The following is a 16,557-nucleotide window of genomic DNA, read 5'->3' as shown; positions in this document are numbered from 1 at the left end:
GGTGCCGACGGGCGTGACCCGGCGGCGCCCGCCCTGGCGATGACTACGGCCGGCAAGCAGCGAAGTCGGCACCACGTACCGTGGCCTCGGCGCGGCAGGTCGCGCGGAGGGCCACGGTACGAGCGTCACAGCTCCCGCGGGGCATAGCCGTCACGTGTCGCCGAGTCCCCTCGGCTCGCTGTCACGGCGCCATTTCGTACGCCCCGGACAGTGCCTCGACACGCTCCCAGACGCGCCCCGAACGCGCCTCGTCGACGACGGGTCGCCGGACCGCACCGATCGCCCAGCTCTGCTGAGCCGCAGTGGCGGAGTCCTTGCCATGCAGCTCGACGGCGTAGGCGGAGAAGTCGCGGACGAGGACGGAGAACAGCTCGTCGAGCACGTCCTCGTCGAGGCCCGTCAGGCGGGCCTGCTCCAGGATCAGCTGGCCGTGCACCACCAGCGCGAACAGCTGGCCGACGGCGAGAAGAAGATCGAGGTCGCGGCTCTGCTCCTCGTCGGGCGCTGCCGTGGCGACGAACTCGCACAAGGCGTCGGCCTGCTCCCGGAAGCGGGCGACGTTCGGCACCCCGGCATACGCGTCGTAGGCGGGACGCCAGTCATGGAAACGCACGGAGCCCAGGCCGCGGGCCGGTCCCTGCTCGAAGAGGAAGGTGTCGTCGGCGGCGTCGAGGCGGGTCGGTACGGCCGCGAACTCCGCCGGGTTCAGGAGGTGGTTGCGCATGAACTTGAGGATCAGCGCGAGGTTGACGTGGACCGTGCCCTCAAGCTTGGGCAGCCCGCGGATCTCGACGGCGGCCTGTGCGAAGTAGGTGTCCTTCTCGAAGCCCTTGGCGGCGATCACGTCCCACATCAGGTCGATGACCTTCTCGCCCTCCGTGGTCACCTTCATCTTCGTCATCGGGTTGAAGAGCAGGTAGCGGCGGTCGTCCGGCGAGGCGGAACGGAAGTAGTCGACGGCGCGGTCTGAGAACAGCTTCATGCCGACGAGGCGGACGTACGCGTCGGCCAGCTCGCGGCGCACGTGCGGGAAGGCGGTGACGGGGCGGCCGTACAGGATGCGGTTGTGGGCGTGGGTGACCGCCTCGTACATCGCGTGCTCGCAGATGCCGATCGAGGCGGTGCAGAGGTTGAACTTGCCGACGTTGACGGTGTTGAGGGCGGCGTCGAAGGCGGCCCGGCCCGTGTGCAGGACGTCGTCCGGGCCCACCGGATAGTCCGCGAGGCGGAACTCGCTGACGTACTTCGAGGAGTCGACGACGTTCTTCACGAGGTGATAGGCCGGGTGGCGGCTGTCGGCGGCGAAGAAGACGTAGCCGTCCGGGCCCTCGATGTCGGTGCGTCGGCCGAAGACCGAGACGAGCCCGGCGGCGTTGCCGTTGCCGATGTAGTACTTGGAGCCCGTGGCCCTGAAGCCGCCGTTGCCGTCGGGCGTCAGCAGCATGTCGGTGGAGTAGATGTCGGCGCCATGGGTCTTCTCGGAGAGGCCGAAGGCGAACACCTCGCCCTGGCCGAGGAGTTCCGCCGCGCGGGCGCGAGCCGCGGTGTTGTCGCTCTGCCAGACCGGTCCGAGACCGAGGATGGTCACCTGCCATGCATACCAGTAGTCGAGACCGTAGAACCCGAAGATCTCGTTGAGGGCGGCGATCCGGGCCGTGTCCCAGCGCTGGTCCTTGTCGCCGGCGGCGGACGCCGGGGTGAGGAAGGTGGCGAACAGCCCTTCCTTGGCGGCGAACGCGAGGAAGTCGGCCAGCCAGGCGCGGGAACGGTAGTCCTCGATCAGCCTGCGCTTGCCGCGGTCCTCGAACCAGTCGACGGTGGCACGCAGCAGCCGGCGGGTCTCGGGGTCGAACTGCGCCGGGTCGTACGTGCGCGGGTTGAAAAGGAGGGAGTCGGCCATGGAGGTCCGCCTTCCGAGGGTTGAGGGTTGAGGGTGAAGAGTGCGGGAATGGAGGTCGCGGAGCGCGGGCGGCGGTGGCCGACGGCTCAGTTGTGCGGGTGGGGCGTGCCGAGGCGGCGGAGGGTGGCGAGTACGTCGTCGAGCCAGGCGATCGTCATGCGCTCGTACGCGATGCCGCCGCGCAGCACGACATGCTGCAGTTCCTGGCCGGCGTCGAGCGAGGCGGGGGCCGCCGGGCCGGTGAAGTCGCGCAGTTCCCCGGCGAGATAGTGCGCGAGCCGGTCGCTGTGCACCTGCCGGTGCCGTTCGACCTCACGGATCAGCAGGGACGGGTCGTCGAAGGCCGCGCCGCGGATCTTCACGGCGAGCTCGTGCCGGATGCTCTCGGGTTCGATCGGTTCGTGCAGCCACTGTGAGAGGGCGGCGCGGCCGGGACCCACGACGGAGTACTCCTTCTTGTCCGGCCGGCTCTGCTGCGGCAACCCGCGGACGCTGAGCAGGCCGTCGCTCTCCATGCGCTTGAGGACGCGGTAGATCTGCTGGTGCGTGGCGGTCCAGAAGTATCCGATGGATCGTTCGAACCGCCGGGCCAGCTCGTAGCCGGAGCCCGGCTTCTCCAGCAGGGAGACGAGGATCGCGTGTTCGAGCGCCATGCCCAGATCCTCATATGCAACTCGTTGCATAGCCAAGGGGTGGCGCCCGGGTGAGACGGGGCTCACGCCCTGGGGCGGTGCAGGACTCGCCCAGTGGGTCGTCGCGGTCGAACGGACCCGGCCCCAGCGAGGGCCTGGGGGGCATAGGAATTCCCTATAGCTGGTGCTGACTTTTGGTCTTTGCCTCTCTTTCTTTTCCGGCCGTACCTTCGATCGAGCGGAGATTTCACGATCGAGAGGACCGATGGAATGACGACAATGGAGAACGGATCAGGAACGCGGGAACTCGCGGGAAAGCGGGCCCTGGTCACGGGTGGTACTCGCGGAATCGGAGCGGCCGTCGTGCGCCAACTCCTGGACGCCGGTGCCGAGGTGCTCACGACCGCCAGGGCGGCGACGAACACGGGGCCGGAGGGGGCCGGCTTCGTGGCGGCCGACGTACGGACACGGGCCGGCGCGGAGGCGCTCGCCGCGGCCGCGCAGGAGGTGCTCGGCGGGGTGGACGTCCTGGTCCACAACGCGGGTGGGGCGCAACCGTACAAGGGAGCTCTGGCCATCCCCGACGAGGTGTGGCAGGACGCGCTGGACCTGAACTTCCTGGCGTCCGTGCGGCTGGACTCGCTGCTGGCACCGGGGATGCGGGAACGGCGTTCGGGAGCGATCGTGCACGTCTCCTCGGCGGCGGTCCCCCCAACGCCACCACCGTTCCTGCACTACACGGCGGCGAAGGCGGCGCTGGAGAACTACAGCCGGGGACTGGCCGCGGAGCTGGCCCCGTTCGGGATCCGGGTCAACACCGTGTCTCCCGGCAGGACCGCCACCCCGGGCGGCGAGGCGACGCGGGAGCAGTGGGCGCGTCTGGACGAGGGGCCCGGCCAGGCCACCAACACCCCTCCCCTCGGACGTGAGGGGCAGCCCAACGACATCGCGCACGCAGTGCTGTTCCTCGTGTCCGACCGCACGAGCTGGCTGACCGCGAGCAATCTCGTCGTGGACGGTGGAGAATTCCCCAGGGGGTGACGCCTCCGGAATTCCGAACACGTCGGCCTCGATAATGAGGAATTCCGCGGCGCCGCTTCCTTTCTCTCTGGCGTCAGGAAATCGGTGAGAGGGAAGGGGACTCGGACCAGGTCTCCTTACGCAGGAGTTCGAGCAGGGTCGTCTCCGCCGGGCCCTCGCCGTGCCGGACCACGGCGAGGACGGGCTGGGACACGACCGGGAACACCGGGCGCGCTAGGTGCTCGTGACCGTGGGGCACCGCGGAGGCCGGCACGAGCGTCACCCCCAGCCCGTTGGCGGCCCAGCGCACGGCAGTCGCCGTCTGGGACACACGGGCGACCGTCTGCGGGGTCAGATCGTTGTCCCGCAGCACCTTCAGCAGTACGGCGTCGAGCGCGCTGTCGCGGTCGAACCTCACCCACGGCTCCCCCTCAAGCTCGCGCAGTTCGACCCGGTCCGCGGCGAGCAGCCGATGCCCGGCGCCCAGCACCACGACGAACTCCTCGTCGCCCAGGTGGTGGGCGTCGGCGGGGCTGCGCTCGCACGCCGCCATCAGGGCGAGGTTCAGCACGCCCCGTCGGCACAGCCGCTCCAGCTCGGCGTGGCTCGGCTCCTCGAAGACGGTGACCTCCAGCTGCGGGAAGCGGCGACGCAGCGCGCCCAACGCGCCCGGTAGTTGCCGCGTGGCAAAGCCCATCTGCACCGCGACCACCAGCTCGCCCACCAGCTCGTCGGCGCCGGCCCGCGCCGTCGCCCTCGCCCGCCGCGCCGCGCTCACCGCGACCTCCGCCTCCCGCAGGAACGCACGTCCGACCACGGTGGGCACCAGGCCGGTCGGCGTGCGGGCGAACAGTTTCACTCCGAGTTCCCGCTCCAGGCCGCGGATCTGCTGGGACACCGACGGTTGAGCGACGCGCAGCAGCTCCGCGGCCGCCGTCACCGAGCCCTCCTCGGCAACGGCCAGGGCGTACTCGTACTGACGAAGGCTCATCGGCTCCCGTCCCTCCCCGCAGGTGGACCGCGGTCCCCCCGTTTGAAATCGTTGTCGAAGTAACTCAGTTCCGTCGGCGAAGATTCCCGTGGACACGGCCGGCTCGACCCACCCCGACTCGCCGCACGCACCACCACCCCGCGCGAGATCGACGGCCGCGACGGCCTCGCCGCCCGGCCATCACCCCAAGCGGACACAGGCCGTCCCCGGCACATGCAGATGCTCGCCCCTGAACCCCGTACGCAACGCGCGATCATGCGTGACGAGGACGACTGCGCCCGCGAAGTGGGCCAGCGCCGCCTGCAGTTCTTCGACCAACGCTGGGGACAGGTGGTTGGTCGGTTCGTCGAGCAGCAGGAGATCAGCGGGCTCGGATACCAGCCGTGCGAGGTCCACGCGGCGGCGCTGGCCGTACGACAGCTCGCCGATGCGTAGCCGGAGCTCCGCCGGGCGGAAGAGACCGAGGGCCAGCAGGGCGTGCGCGTGTTCGTCGGCGGAGCCCACCCGGCCCAGCGCGAACGCCTCCACCACCGTCAGGCCCGGCGGCCACGGCGTCTCGTCCTGGCGTAGATGGCCCACGCGGCCCGGCACCCGCACCGAGCCCTCGTCGGGCCGCAACTCGGCTGCGAGCAGCTTCAGCAGAGTGGTCTTGCCCGCGCCGTTGGGGCCGGTGACCAGCAGCCGGCCGGAGCGGCCGAGGGTGAGGGAGTCCAGGTGGAGGCGGTCTCCCACCCGTACGTCCGACAGCTGTACGGAGGGGAGCTCGGCCGGTGACGCATCCGCGCCCTCCCCCGTCGTCCCGACGCGTGCGGTGAACGTCAGCGGCTCCGGCGGCGGCGCCACCGGGTTCGCCGTCAGTCGGTCGACCCGCTCGCGGGCGTTGCGGATCCGGGCCATCGCGCCGTGCGCCCGGCCGCGGGCCCGGAAGCCGCCGTGGCCGAAGTTGGCCAGCGGGGCCTTGCGCGGGATGCCGCCGAGGCGGACCGCGTGGCCGGCGGCCAGCCGCTCGTTGCGGGCCAGCTCGTCCCGCCACTCCTGGTACTCCTGGAGTCGGCTGCGGCGTTCCGCGGCCTTGGCGGTGCGATACCCGGCGTAGCCGTCTCCGTACCGGGTGACCTTTCCCGCGTCGGCCTCCAGAACCGTGGCCGTCAGGCGCTCCAGGAAGACACGGTCGTGGGTGACCGCGAGCACCGTGCCGCGATGGGCCCGCAGTTGTGCCTCCAGCCACTGAACGGCCTGGTCGTCCAGGTCGTTCGTCGGCTCGTCCAGGAGCAGCAGCTCCGGGCGGCCGGCGAGGACGGCGGCCAGGACCAGCCGGGAGCGTTCACCGCCGGAGAGGGTGCCCAGCCGTCGGTCGCGACGGAGGGCGGGCAGACCGAGATGGGACAGGGCGAGGTCGACGCGGTGGTCGGCGTCGTAACCACCGCGCGCCTCGTAGCGCTGGAGAAGGGCGGCGTACGCGGCGAGCGCCACCGGGTCCGCGCCGTCGCCGAGCGCCTGCTCGGCCCGCCGCAGCTCCCCCTCCAGCGCGCGCAGGTCCGCGAGAGCCAGGTCGACCGCGTCCTGGACGGTCGCGGTCGGCGGCAGGGGGATGGTCTGCGGAAGGTAGCCGATGCCGCCGACGGCGGACACGGTCAACTCGCCGCTGTCCGGGCGCTCCTGGCCCGCGATGAGCCGCAGAAGGGTGGACTTGCCCGAGCCGTTCTCTCCGATGAGCCCGACCTTCTCGCCCGGCTTCACAGTGAAGGACACCTGGTCGAGGACGGTGCGGCCGGGATAGCGCTTGGTGACGTGGTGAAGGGTGAGTTGTGAGCCGCGCATGAGCGGATCCCTCCTGGCCGCAGGCTTCGGCCCGGGCCGGATCGGGTGGATGGGAGGGCACGATGGGGCGCGACGATGGCGGAGCGTTGCTCTACGCCATCGGCGCCGACTTTCTCACAGGGAACCCATGCGGAGGACGGTACGACATGACGGAGCTATTAGCAAGACGATACGTCTCGTCGCTATTCACGAGGAGGCATGGAGCCCGCACGCATACCCAGCCCCAGACCCAGACCCAGAACTGTGTTGCCCCACCACATGTGTGCCTGACCTGGGAGGAAGTGGCGCACATGGCCTCCGGAACCACCGCTCCCCCCTCCCCCACCACCCGCCAACCTCGTCACCGTCGGGCGACGGGCCGTGCGGCCTCAGCGGTAGCGAGTGATCCGAGAGCGACCCGGCTCAAGGGTGAGCCGGCCGCGGCGGACCGCGGCCGGTGAGAGGGCTCCTTCGTCGATGTCGGGGCGCAGCCGCGTCACCCGGTTCACAGCGAGGCGGTCTCCGACGCGGTGGTCCACGCGAAGCCGTCCGGGTCGGTGAACGGCTCGGCATCGCTGCCGATCGTGAGCCGGTGCGATCCGGTGCCGTCGGGAGAGACGCCGGCGACCTTGGCCAGGCCACGGCGCTTGTACAGCGCGAGCTTGACGGGATCGGCCTCGGTGGCGAACTCGACGTACTTGCCGCCGAAGCTCTTCGCCACGGTGAGGCCGCGCTCGACGTAGAACTGCTTGCTGGCCTTCACGTCCTCGACGCCGAGCAGGAGCACGAGCTCGTCGAACTGCCGGGTGGCCGGGCCGGTGTCCTTCTTCGACGACGACGCGACCTGCCAGATCGTCCCGTCCGGTGCCTGTACGACGCCCCCATAGCCCCAGAGTGACTTGCTGGCGGGCTTCAGCGTCGCGGCACCGGCCCCGACGGCGGCGTCGATGAGGGCGTTGACGTTGGCCGGCTGGGACACCACGAGCGACAGCGTGAACCCGCGGAAGCCGGTCGACGGTGTCTCCGACGCCCGCAGGCGTACCTGGCCGCCCAGCTCGAACGCGGTGGTGTAGAAGCGGTCGGCGGCTGTGGGGTCGGCCACCTCAAGGGTGACGGATGCGATGGAAGTCATGGCAAAGACGCTAGCTACGACCACGAGAACGGCGCTTCTCGAATTCCTGACCGGAACGGAACCCAGGACGTGTGCGTACGGCGCGATCCCGCCGGGATTGCTCCATTCGGTGACCGGGGTCCACCATCGGCAGGCTCGCGACAGACGACGCGTGGCGGCAGGGCGTACGGCTGACGACGGCGCCGCTGATCGCACACGCGCTCCACGCGGCGCGATCAGGTCCGGTCCGGTCAGGTCAGTGGGGGCAGCTCCCCGTCGGAGGCGCGGTCGCGCTCGGAGGACAGCGACTCCTTGATCGCGCGGAAGAAGGACCGCCGCTCGACCAGCTGGGCACCCCGCACCTCGGCCAGGGGCTCGGGGCGATACCCGAAGCCGGCCGGGAGTGAGGGCAGCCCGAGCGTGGCGAACGCCTCGTCGAGGTGCTGTCGTGGATCACCTGTACCGCGCAGTACCGCGGTGAGGGGTCGGTGGTCCGTCATTCCGTAGGCAGCCGCCAGCGCGGTCGCCCGGTCCTGTGCCTCTTCCTGCGTCGGCATCTCGGCGGGGTCGGCCCACCAGGCGTGAGCGGTCACCAGGCGGCCGTCGCGGTACAGGTGGAGGGTGTAGTCAGCGCCCTCCTTGGCCGCCACCAGGACCGGCCACTTCTCACCCCGGCTGAAGGTACGCGCCAGCCGGGGCAGCCCGCCCTCGCCGAGCAGGGTCGTGCGCGTGCCCTTGCGGCGGCCCGGAGGTTCCGCTGAGGGCGCGGTCTCGACGAAAGTGGCGTTGCCGGGTACCGGGACGAGACGCATGGTCGTGCCGGTGATCAGAATTGCCTCGCGGACGTCCCGCAGTGGTGCGCCGGCCAGAGCGATGGCCATGGCCGCGGGCGGGGGCGTCGCTCGGGCCGTATCCGCTGTGTCCGTCGTGTCGGCGTCAGTTGTATCCCCCGTGCTCGCAGTGTCCGCCACGTTCGACGGGCCGACGGCGGTCGGCGCTGGTGCGGAGCCGCCGAAGTACGGTGTCCGGCGGGCGACATGGGCGCGAACTCCCTGGCGCATGAGGAGGAAGATCTCCCGTGGATCGCCCAGGTACGCCCAGGGGAATGTGCGCGCGTCGGTGCCGATGAGGCGGAAGACCTCCAGGGCTTCGGCCTCGCGCCCGGAGCGGATCAGCGCGAGCGCGAGGTGGTTGCGGAAGCCCGCCGCTCGCCGGTCGCCCGGCCCGAACACGGCGGACAGCTCCAGGCCCGACTCGACAAGCCCCTCGATCCTGGACCACGCCAGCGGCCCCTGTCCGATCCCCGCCTCGTGCTCCAGCGCGTACTCGGTGACCGCGTGCAGAGGCAGTCCGCGCAGCGGTGAACCCTCAGGGGACGCCGCGGCGGCCGACTCGGCGAACTCGAACATCTCCGCGTGCGAGCCGTACCACTTCTGTGCCAGGTACTGCACCGCGCGGGCATGCAGCCCCACGTGATGCGGGTCGGCTTCACGCCCCCGGGCCAGATACTCGTCGAACACCTCGCGGGGAGCTCCGAGCCCCATGGCATGGGCGATGAGGATCCGCCAGGGAACGGGGTCTTCGGGGTTGAGGTCGGCGGCCTTCCGCAGCACCGGTTCCGCGTCGCGCAGGACGGTGCGGAACGCCCGGAACTGGTCCTGCGACACGTGGCGGGCGCGCGCGGAGGTACGTATCTGCCAGGCACGGTCGATCTCCAACTCGGCCGCCACCAGGCCGAGATCGGGATCGAAGGGCCGCTCCTGCCGCCAGTCCTCGAGCCATCCGGTGTGGTGCAGGGCGAGTTCGGCCAGGGCGGAGCTGTACTCACCGCGCCGTTCCCAGTCGCGGGCGATGCGCGCCTGTGCCAACAGTTCCGCCGCCGGTGCCCAGGCACCTGACCGGGCCGAGGAGAGCGCTGCCCGCAGAGCGGAATCCGGCGCGTCCACCTCCACTGTGCCGTCGGGCGGCAGTCCCTCGCCGGTGGCCGCGAAATGCCGCATCATCCGAGGCACCGCGAACACGTCAGGCAACCTGCCCACAACCCACCCCTCCCCCACGGCCCCCCGGCCGCGCACAGTCGATCAACGACGAGGCGCAAACCTTACCGATCATTGTCGGCTACTTAGTGGTAACTCCATGGGTCCCTTTTCGAAGGGTGGAGAGCAGCGCCTGATCCCGAACGAAGGAGCCCCGACGGCCGTCTGCGAGCTCTCCATGGGCCTCGTCGCCCGGCAGTGCGCGGGCCAGGACGCGTGCGCCCGCGGCAGAGCTTCTGGCTGGATTCCTCTCGGCCGAATCCGGCTGGTGGGGGCAGCCCGGCCGCCGTCTCGACGGCGGGTTTGTACAGTTCCAGCACCTCAGCCCGCTGTTGCGGATCAGGTGCCGCCCTGGTCCCTCCTGGGGCATCCCGAAGCCCCTGGCCGGTTGGGGCTCGTCAGTGCTGTTTCCCCGGGACATCCGATGGCATGCCCGACTCGAACTGGCGCAGTTGCGCGGCGATGGGGATACTCGCCCGCGCCAGCGACAGTGCCAGCCGGTCGGTGGGCTCGAGGCCGGCACGCAACGGCGCGTAGACGGGCCGCCAGCCGGACGTGAAGTAGATGATCCCCTGGGTCCTCGACGAGAAGCCGAAGCCTCCCCCGTACTCGGGGAAATCGGGGATCTGATCCGTCGGCTTGAGATGTGGGCGCATCGCCTCACGCAGGTTTTTTTGCAAGGTGGTGTATCCGGAGGCACCACGCACGGGAACGACCAGCACCAGTCGTTGCGGCGGGACGACCCTGAACGCCTCGGCCAGTTCCCACGCGACGCCGTCACTGTCTCCCAGGATCAGCACCACCAGACGGGCGCGCACCATCATCGTCGTCACGGTGGCGTGCCACTGGTGGCGAGGGAGGTAGAAGCGTGCGGCACCATCGGGGGCCAGCTGCTCGCCGGGCACGCCGACGGCGATCGGGGGGCCGGCCCAGCTCAGGGCACGGCAGATCTTCTGCTCCTCCGGGACACCGATCGAGAACCAGCCCTTGATCAGAGTCTTCGCGGTGAAAACCTGCTGGTCACGCAACAGGCGCGGGTCCTCGTCGAAGGGCCTCAGCAAGAGCGAGAAGGTACGCGGTTGAACCTCGTCGGGGGAGTTCACCACCCGGGAGGTCTTCGCGCGCACATACAGGCGGAACACACGGTTGCCGCGCGCCAGGCACAGCGCTGCCAAGGAGGCTGCCATCGCGTAAACGGGGAGGATATCCAGGCTGAGGGTCGTCCCGCCCTCGGTGGCCGCCGCCCGCGCGCCCACGTATGCCAGAGGAAGCAGGGCCAACGTCCCCCACATGACCATGGAGGCTACCGGCCGGAGAGAGCCGGGGCTGTCCTCGGTCCGGGGCGCGATCACCATGGCGTAGGCCCTGCTCTCCCCGACAAGCGCCGCTATGACCACGACCATGGATGCGGAGAGCGACAACAGGTCAGTCCAGTCGGCCGTCCGCTCCTGCGTACGCACCTCCTTGCCGACAGCCAGGACGACGGGAGCGAGGATCATTGCACCCAGACTCACCAGGAGCACGCCCATCTGCATCCCGTAGCGCACGACCAAGGTGCGTCTCCAGGAACTCTGGACACTCCCCGGCTCTTCACGCTGCGCCGCGGAATCGCGTAACCCGAACTCCTGCGCAATAGACTCCGACATGTACACCAGGGACTCCCGCCGGTGCCTCTCGCCGAGAAGGTATACCGCCGAGAGGAGACCGAACATCAATGTGGTGGACTGCGGATGGCCCATGAACATTCCATAGACCGAGTAAGCGATACTCGCCACCCCCAGCAGACACAACAGCCGCCCCGTGAACATCAGGGCCGCCCCCGCCTGCCTGGCCTCTTCGGCACTGCTGATCCGCATAAGGACCCCCGACCCTCTTGCGTACGGAACAGTCCAGGATGCCTCACCACGCCGCAGGCCCGGGCCCGAACATGGACAACGGCGCGAAGCAGCCGCGTCGACGGCAGGCTCGCAGTGCTCGTCAGTTCCACCTCGCCCAGGCAGTACCACCCCTGCCGGCAGAAGCCGGTGGACACACGGTCCAGGGGTGGTGGGCAGCTGCGCGGCGACCTCGCTGAGCCGCCGGGCGAAGTAGTCCAAGGTCGCCTGGGTGATGCCGGAAGGTGGTTCTCATCCGTCGGCGTGCGCGGCGGATGGCGGTGTGGCGTGCCGGAGTTCGTGAGCTTCGGCGAGGAGGAGGTAGCCGGCGGCGGTCCAGGTGTAGGCACGGTCGCGCAGGCCCGTACCGGTCAGGGCGTCGAAGTTCTCCGCGAAGCCGGAGGTCTCGCACAGAGCGCGGAAACGGTCGCTTATCTCGTCCGCGAGCCGGTGGCGGCCGGCGCGGCGCAGGCCGTCCTCGATGAGGACGGTGGAAGGTGCCCAGATCGGGCCGCGCCAGTAGCCGTCTGCGCGGTAGTGGGGTGAGGTGGGCAGTTCAGTGGCCAGTCCGTACGGGGTGAGATGGGTGTCGATCCTGGCGGCCAGGGCCTTGGCCACGTTGTCGGGCAGGTGTTCCCCGAGCACCATCGGCATCAGGTCCAGCAGACTGGACGTGCTCCACGTCTTTGACGTGTCGACGCCTCGAGCGACGAACCGCTCCCCTGTCCACAGTTGGTCGAGCATGGCGGCCTGGGTCGCGTCGGCGGTACGGGTCCATCGGCGAGCCTCACCGGGAAGACCCAACTCGTCGGCCAGTTCCGCGAGTTCGCGGAGTTGAAGGACGAGGAAGGCGGCCAGGTCGGCGGTGACGACCACGCGTTCGGGGTCGAAGGTCGTGGCGTTGTCCCAGCCGCTGTCGTTGCCGTGCTGGTAGTGGGGCAGGTCGGCACCCGGTGCGCGGCGCGCGGTGAGCCAGAACTCCGTCCAGCGACTCAACCGACGGTAGATCTCGGCGAGTTGCGTCCGGTCGAGGGGGTCGGGGAGCCGTCGGCGCAGGTGGGACAGGGTCCAGCCGTGGATGGGTGGTTTGACGAAGTTGTAGAGGACCTCGGAGTGGGTCACCGAGTCGGGCAGTGCCCCGCTCTCGTCCTGGTGGTCGAACGGCAGCGAGAACTGGTCCCAGGCCAGGTCGGGCGCCCCGGGCGCCAGGGCCAGGGCGTTGAAGCAGTGGTCCCAGCTCCAGACCTTGTCCATCCAGTGCTTGGACATCAGCACCGCGGGCCGGGTGACGAGGGATGCCGGGCGGACGGTCGCCGACCACATGACGTACGCGGCGAGTTCGGCGGCCGGGGTACCCGGCGAACGCCAGGGGGCCACCGCGTCCACGAAGGCGGCGAAGTCCCTCTCCGCCGCCGCGACGACCTCGCTGAACCTGGTCGAGGAGGCGTAGGGACCGCGTGCACTGTCCAGTTCCTCGACGGCCGCCTCCCAGACCGCTCCGGCGTCCGCGCTGATCGTGAGTCCGCGGTCGCTGCCGCCGAGGGCCTGGCCACCGGTCTCTTCGACGGCGGAGCCGGACAGTACGGTGATCCGGTAGCGGCGCCCGGTCTCGTACGAGGTGAACACGTGGGCGCCGTCCGCCGGGTCACGGTAGAAGTACGTGCCCGTGAACGGGGTCAGCGCCCGGTCCGCCGCGGTGATGCGCAGGCCCAGCCCCTCGCCTCGCAGGCGGACGGTGTCCGGTGACTCGTAGGTGAGGTCGATGCGCCCGTCGTCCCGGGCCCACCCGAGCAGGCTGGGCGTGGACTCGACTCGGGTGTCGGCCCGGTCGCCCGTCGTGGCGTCGAGGGGGACGAAGCGCAGGACGGCGTGCATGCCGTTCTGGTGCGACACGAGGTGCAGGTCCTCGGCGCGGGTCCGTTCGGCGAGCACGGGGGATATGCCGAACCAGGAGCCGTATGTGCTGAACGGGATGTCGTGGATGGAGAAGGCCGGGCCGGATCGGGCGGCGGTCATCAGGCGTTACTCATTTCTTGGGCAGAGGCCGGGGCCGGCGAGGGGCAGCGCCGTGGTCGGCTCAGGGTCAGTCCTTCACCGCTCCGGCGGTGACGCCGGCGGCGACATAGCGCTGGGCGAGGACGAGGATGACCGCTGCGGGCAGCGAGGCCACGACGGCGGTGGCCATGATGGCGTTCCACTCCTGGTTGTTGTTGCCGATGTAGTGGTAGATGCCGAGGGTGATCGGCTCGTGGGCGCCACCGCCCGCGAGGGTGCTCGCGAAGACGAAGTCGGACCAGGACCACAGGAACGCGAACAGCGACACGGTGACGACGGCGTTGCGGCTCATCGGCAGCACGATCGACCGGAACGTGCGCAGGGGCCCGGCCCCGTCCGTCTTGGCGGCCTGGAGCAGTTCCTCCGGGATGCCGGACATGAACGCGGTGAAGATGAGTACGGCGAAGGGGACCGCCAGCGTGGAGTCCGCCACGATCAGGCCCGGTACCGACTGGAGCAGCCCGAGGCTGAGGTAGATGGCGTAGAAGCCCATCGCCATGATGATGCCGGGGATCATCTGGGCGACCAGGAAGAGGAAGCTGAGCACACCGCCGCCGCGCGGGCGCAGTTTGGCGAGCGCGTAGCCGGCGGGCGCGGCCAGGAGCACGGTCAGGGCCACGGTGCCCAGACCGATGACGAGACTGGTGCCGAGGTAGGGCAACTGCTGGTCGAAGACGGCACGGTAACCCGCCAGAGTGCCGTGGGTGGGGAACAGGTCGGGCGGGCTCCTGCGCATGTCCTGGTCGCGGGTGAAGGACACGTTGAGCATCCAGTAGACCGGGAAGAGCATGACCGCGGTGAGCGCCAGGCCGAGGGCCGTCTTCCACCCCGTACGGCGGCGCCGGTGCAGGGAGTTCATGCCGGCGCCTGCCTTCTCTGGACCCTCAGATACACCAGGCCGAAGACCAGGGCGGCGACGACGAGCAGGTTGCCGACGGCCGCTCCTGGGCCGAAGGCGGGCAGCAGGTTACCGAAGCCGAGCCGGTAGGACCAGGTGGCGAAGGTGGTGGACGAGTCCGCCGGGCCGCCCTTGGTCATGATCCAGATGATGTCGAAGACCTTGAGGGTGTAGACGAGGCCGAGCAGCAGGGTGATGGCGGACACCGGACGCAGCAGGGGGAAGGTGATGCTCCGAAAGCGCCGCCACGCGCTCGCGCCGTCGAGGGCGGCGGCCTCGTACAGGCTGCCGGGGATGGACTGCAGGCCGCTGTAGAGCACGACCAGGTTGAACGGGACGCCGATCCAGATGTTGGCGATGATCACCGAGGTCAGCGACCAGGACGGCGAGGTCAGCCAGTTCACCGGATCGGCTCCGACCGCGCTCAGCACGGCGTTGACGAGACCCGAGTCGCTGTTCAGCATCCACGACCAGGTGGAGGCCGACACGATCAGCGGCAGCAGCCACGGGACGAGGAACAGGGCGCGCAGGGTCGCCGAGAGCCGGAAGTGCTGGTTGAAGAAGACCGCGAGGGCCAGGCCGATGGCGTACTGGAAGAACAGACAGACCGTGGTGAACACGATCGTGTGCACCAGCGCGGGGGCGAAGGTCGGGTCGTCGAAGATGGTCCGGTAGTTGGCGAGGCCGGTGAACGGCGCGTCGCCCTGGACGAAGGAGCGGACCGTGTAGTTGCGCAGACTCAGATCGAGGTTGCGGTAGAGCGGATAGGCGTAGAACAGGCCGAGGTAAAGGGTGACCGGGGTGAGGAAGGCCCACGCGGCCCACTGCTGCGAACTGGGGCGGCTGCGAGGGGAGGCGGAACGGGGCGGGAGCGGGGCGGCGTTGGCCGACCCCTTCCGGTCGGCCCCGGGGTGATGTCGGGGCGGGTGTGTCGTCTGCTTCATCGGCCGCACATCACTTGACCGCGCTCTGCGCCGAAGTGAGCGCGTCCTTGGGGGACTTGGCGCCGCTGAGAGCGGTCTGGACCGCCTTCCACATCTGTTCGGAGATCTTGGGGTACTTGGTGCCGAGGTCGTCGCTGGTACGGCCCTTGGCCGCGCCGACCGCATCGACCCAGGGCTTCAGCTTGGCGTCGGAGGCCACCTGCTTGTCCTGCACCTCGGTGGTGGGGGCCACGTAGGAGAGTGTGGTGTCGGTGGCGTAGAGGTTCTCCGTGCTGGTCAGGCAGGTCACGAGCTTCTGTGCGGTGGTGTAGCGGCCGGTGTCGCCCTGGACGGGAACGGTGACGAACTCCCCGCCCGTGGGGGCCGCGGCGTTACCCCCGGTGGCGGCGGGGATGGGCAGGACGCCGTAGTCGAAGCCCGCCTTCTCGGCATTGGCGAGCTGCCACGTGCCGTTCTCGGCGAAGGCGTAGTCGCCGCTCGCGAACTCCTGCCAGCTGGTCGTCTGGGTGTTGTTGATGACCGAGTTGGGCGCGTACCCCTTCTCCAGCCAGTCGGTCCACAGCGACAGCGCCGACACACCCTGGGCGGAGTCGAGTTCGGTGAGCTTCGCGCCCGAACCCCAGAACCACGGCAGGAACTGGAAGCTGCCCTCCTCCGTCCCGATCGCCGAGAACGTGATGCCCTTCATGCCCGCCTTCTTCACCTTCTCCAGCGACGCCGTCAGCGACGGCCAGTCCTTGATCGAGGCGACATCGACACCAACGGCCTTCAGGACCTCCTTGTTGTAATAGAGCGCGAGGGTATTGGCGCCGATCGGGGTGCCGTATGTCTTTCCGCTCGACTGACCGGCCGCAAGCAGGTTGGGGCTCACCTTCGAGACGTCCACCTTGTTCTCGTCGGTCGTGGTGAGTACGCCGGCCTCCGCCAGCGTGGAGACGACCGGGTTGTCGACGATGAGCACGTCCGGGGAGTTGTCCTGCTGGGCCGCCAGCAGGACCTTGTTCGTCAGGTCGCTGGTGTCGAAGGCGGTCCGCTTGATCTTCACGCCCGCCTTGGTGCCGCAGCCGTCGAGCAGCTTCGCCCACGCCGAGTCCTTGGCGAACTGCGGGTACGGGTCCCAGATGGTGTAGGTGCCGCTGTCCTCGCCCTGCGTGCTCGTGCTGCCGCCGGACGAGCAGGCGGTGATGCCGGTGGTGAGGGCGACGACGGTCAGGGCCACGGCGGTGAGCCGCCGTCCGGTGGATCTGTTCATGGCGCTTTCCTTAGAGATGTGGGCGCGGCACACCGAAAAGAGGG

The 16,557-nt window shown here is 69.7% G+C and carries 12 protein-coding genes; 1 reads left to right on the top strand and 11 read right to left on the bottom strand.

From position 1 onward, the window contains the following. Positions 1–181: 181 nt before the first annotated feature. Together ACIA8X_RS31020 and ACIA8X_RS31015 are read right to left on the bottom strand one after the other, a co-directional pair. Complete coding sequence (locus tag ACIA8X_RS31020) at positions 182–1,900, bottom strand: acyl-CoA dehydrogenase family protein (RefSeq protein ID WP_393444291.1); 1,719 nt, start codon at positions 1,898–1,900, stop codon at positions 182–184. Positions 1,901–1,986: 86 nt separating this feature from the next. Further along, entirely contained in the window at positions 1,987–2,553 is a 567-nt protein-coding gene (locus ACIA8X_RS31015; RefSeq protein WP_393444294.1) for a PadR family transcriptional regulator, read from the bottom strand. A gap of 249 nt (positions 2,554–2,802) precedes the next feature. On the opposite strand from ACIA8X_RS31015, the gene ACIA8X_RS31010 reads away from it, so the two are divergent. Continuing rightward, on the top strand, positions 2,803–3,573 hold the full coding sequence (locus tag ACIA8X_RS31010; protein ID WP_399459657.1) for an SDR family oxidoreductase: 771 nt from the start codon (positions 2,803–2,805) through the stop codon (positions 3,571–3,573). A 73-nt stretch (positions 3,574–3,646) separates the two neighbouring features. Here ACIA8X_RS31010 and ACIA8X_RS31005 read toward each other — a convergent pair whose 3' ends face one another. The 9 genes from ACIA8X_RS31005 to ACIA8X_RS30965 all read right to left on the bottom strand — a co-directional run bounded on the left by ACIA8X_RS31005 (position 3,647) and on the right by ACIA8X_RS30965 (position 16,513). Next, positions 3,647–4,543, bottom strand: coding sequence for a LysR family transcriptional regulator (locus ACIA8X_RS31005; protein ID WP_393444299.1), 897 nt, complete (start codon positions 4,541–4,543; stop codon positions 3,647–3,649). Between the two features lie 180 nt (positions 4,544–4,723). After that, positions 4,724–6,364 (bottom strand): TlrC/CarA/OleB/SrmB family ABC-F type ribosomal protection protein, encoded by a 1,641-nt coding sequence (locus tag ACIA8X_RS31000; protein ID WP_393444301.1) that lies wholly within the window; start codon positions 6,362–6,364, stop codon positions 4,724–4,726. Between the two features lie 484 nt (positions 6,365–6,848). Next, a complete protein-coding gene (locus ACIA8X_RS30995; protein WP_399459656.1) occupies positions 6,849–7,475 on the bottom strand; it encodes a glyoxalase in 627 nt (208 codons plus the stop codon). A 230-nt stretch (positions 7,476–7,705) separates the two neighbouring features. Then, entirely contained in the window at positions 7,706–9,475 is a 1,770-nt protein-coding gene (locus ACIA8X_RS30990; RefSeq protein ID WP_393444306.1) for a hypothetical protein, read from the bottom strand. Positions 9,476–9,888: 413 nt separating this feature from the next. Next, positions 9,889–11,346: a hypothetical protein gene (locus ACIA8X_RS30985; protein WP_399459655.1), complete on the bottom strand. Its 1,458-nt coding sequence runs from the start codon at positions 11,344–11,346 to the stop codon at positions 9,889–9,891. Positions 11,347–11,616: 270 nt separating this feature from the next. Beyond that, the gene (locus tag ACIA8X_RS30980; protein WP_399459654.1) at positions 11,617–13,380 is read right to left on the bottom strand and encodes an amylo-alpha-1,6-glucosidase; all 1,764 of its coding nucleotides are present in this window, start codon (positions 13,378–13,380) and stop codon (positions 11,617–11,619) included. A 67-nt stretch (positions 13,381–13,447) separates the two neighbouring features. Next, entirely contained in the window at positions 13,448–14,278 is an 831-nt protein-coding gene (locus tag ACIA8X_RS30975; protein WP_399459653.1) for a carbohydrate ABC transporter permease, read from the bottom strand. Continuing rightward, on the bottom strand, positions 14,275–15,261 hold the full coding sequence (locus tag ACIA8X_RS30970) for a carbohydrate ABC transporter permease (protein WP_399459652.1): 987 nt from the start codon (positions 15,259–15,261) through the stop codon (positions 14,275–14,277). The genes ACIA8X_RS30975 and ACIA8X_RS30970 overlap by 4 nt, the downstream gene beginning before the upstream one ends. Positions 15,262–15,271: 10 nt before the next feature. After that, a complete protein-coding gene (locus ACIA8X_RS30965; RefSeq protein ID WP_399459651.1) occupies positions 15,272–16,513 on the bottom strand; it encodes an extracellular solute-binding protein in 1,242 nt (413 codons plus the stop codon). Between the last annotated feature and the right edge of the window lie 44 nt (positions 16,514–16,557).

The organism is Streptomyces sp. NPDC051738, from assembly GCF_044453205.1.
GTDB lineage: Bacteria > Actinomycetota > Actinomycetes > Streptomycetales > Streptomycetaceae > Streptomyces.
This window is presented reverse-complemented; position numbering and strand designations above follow the sequence as displayed.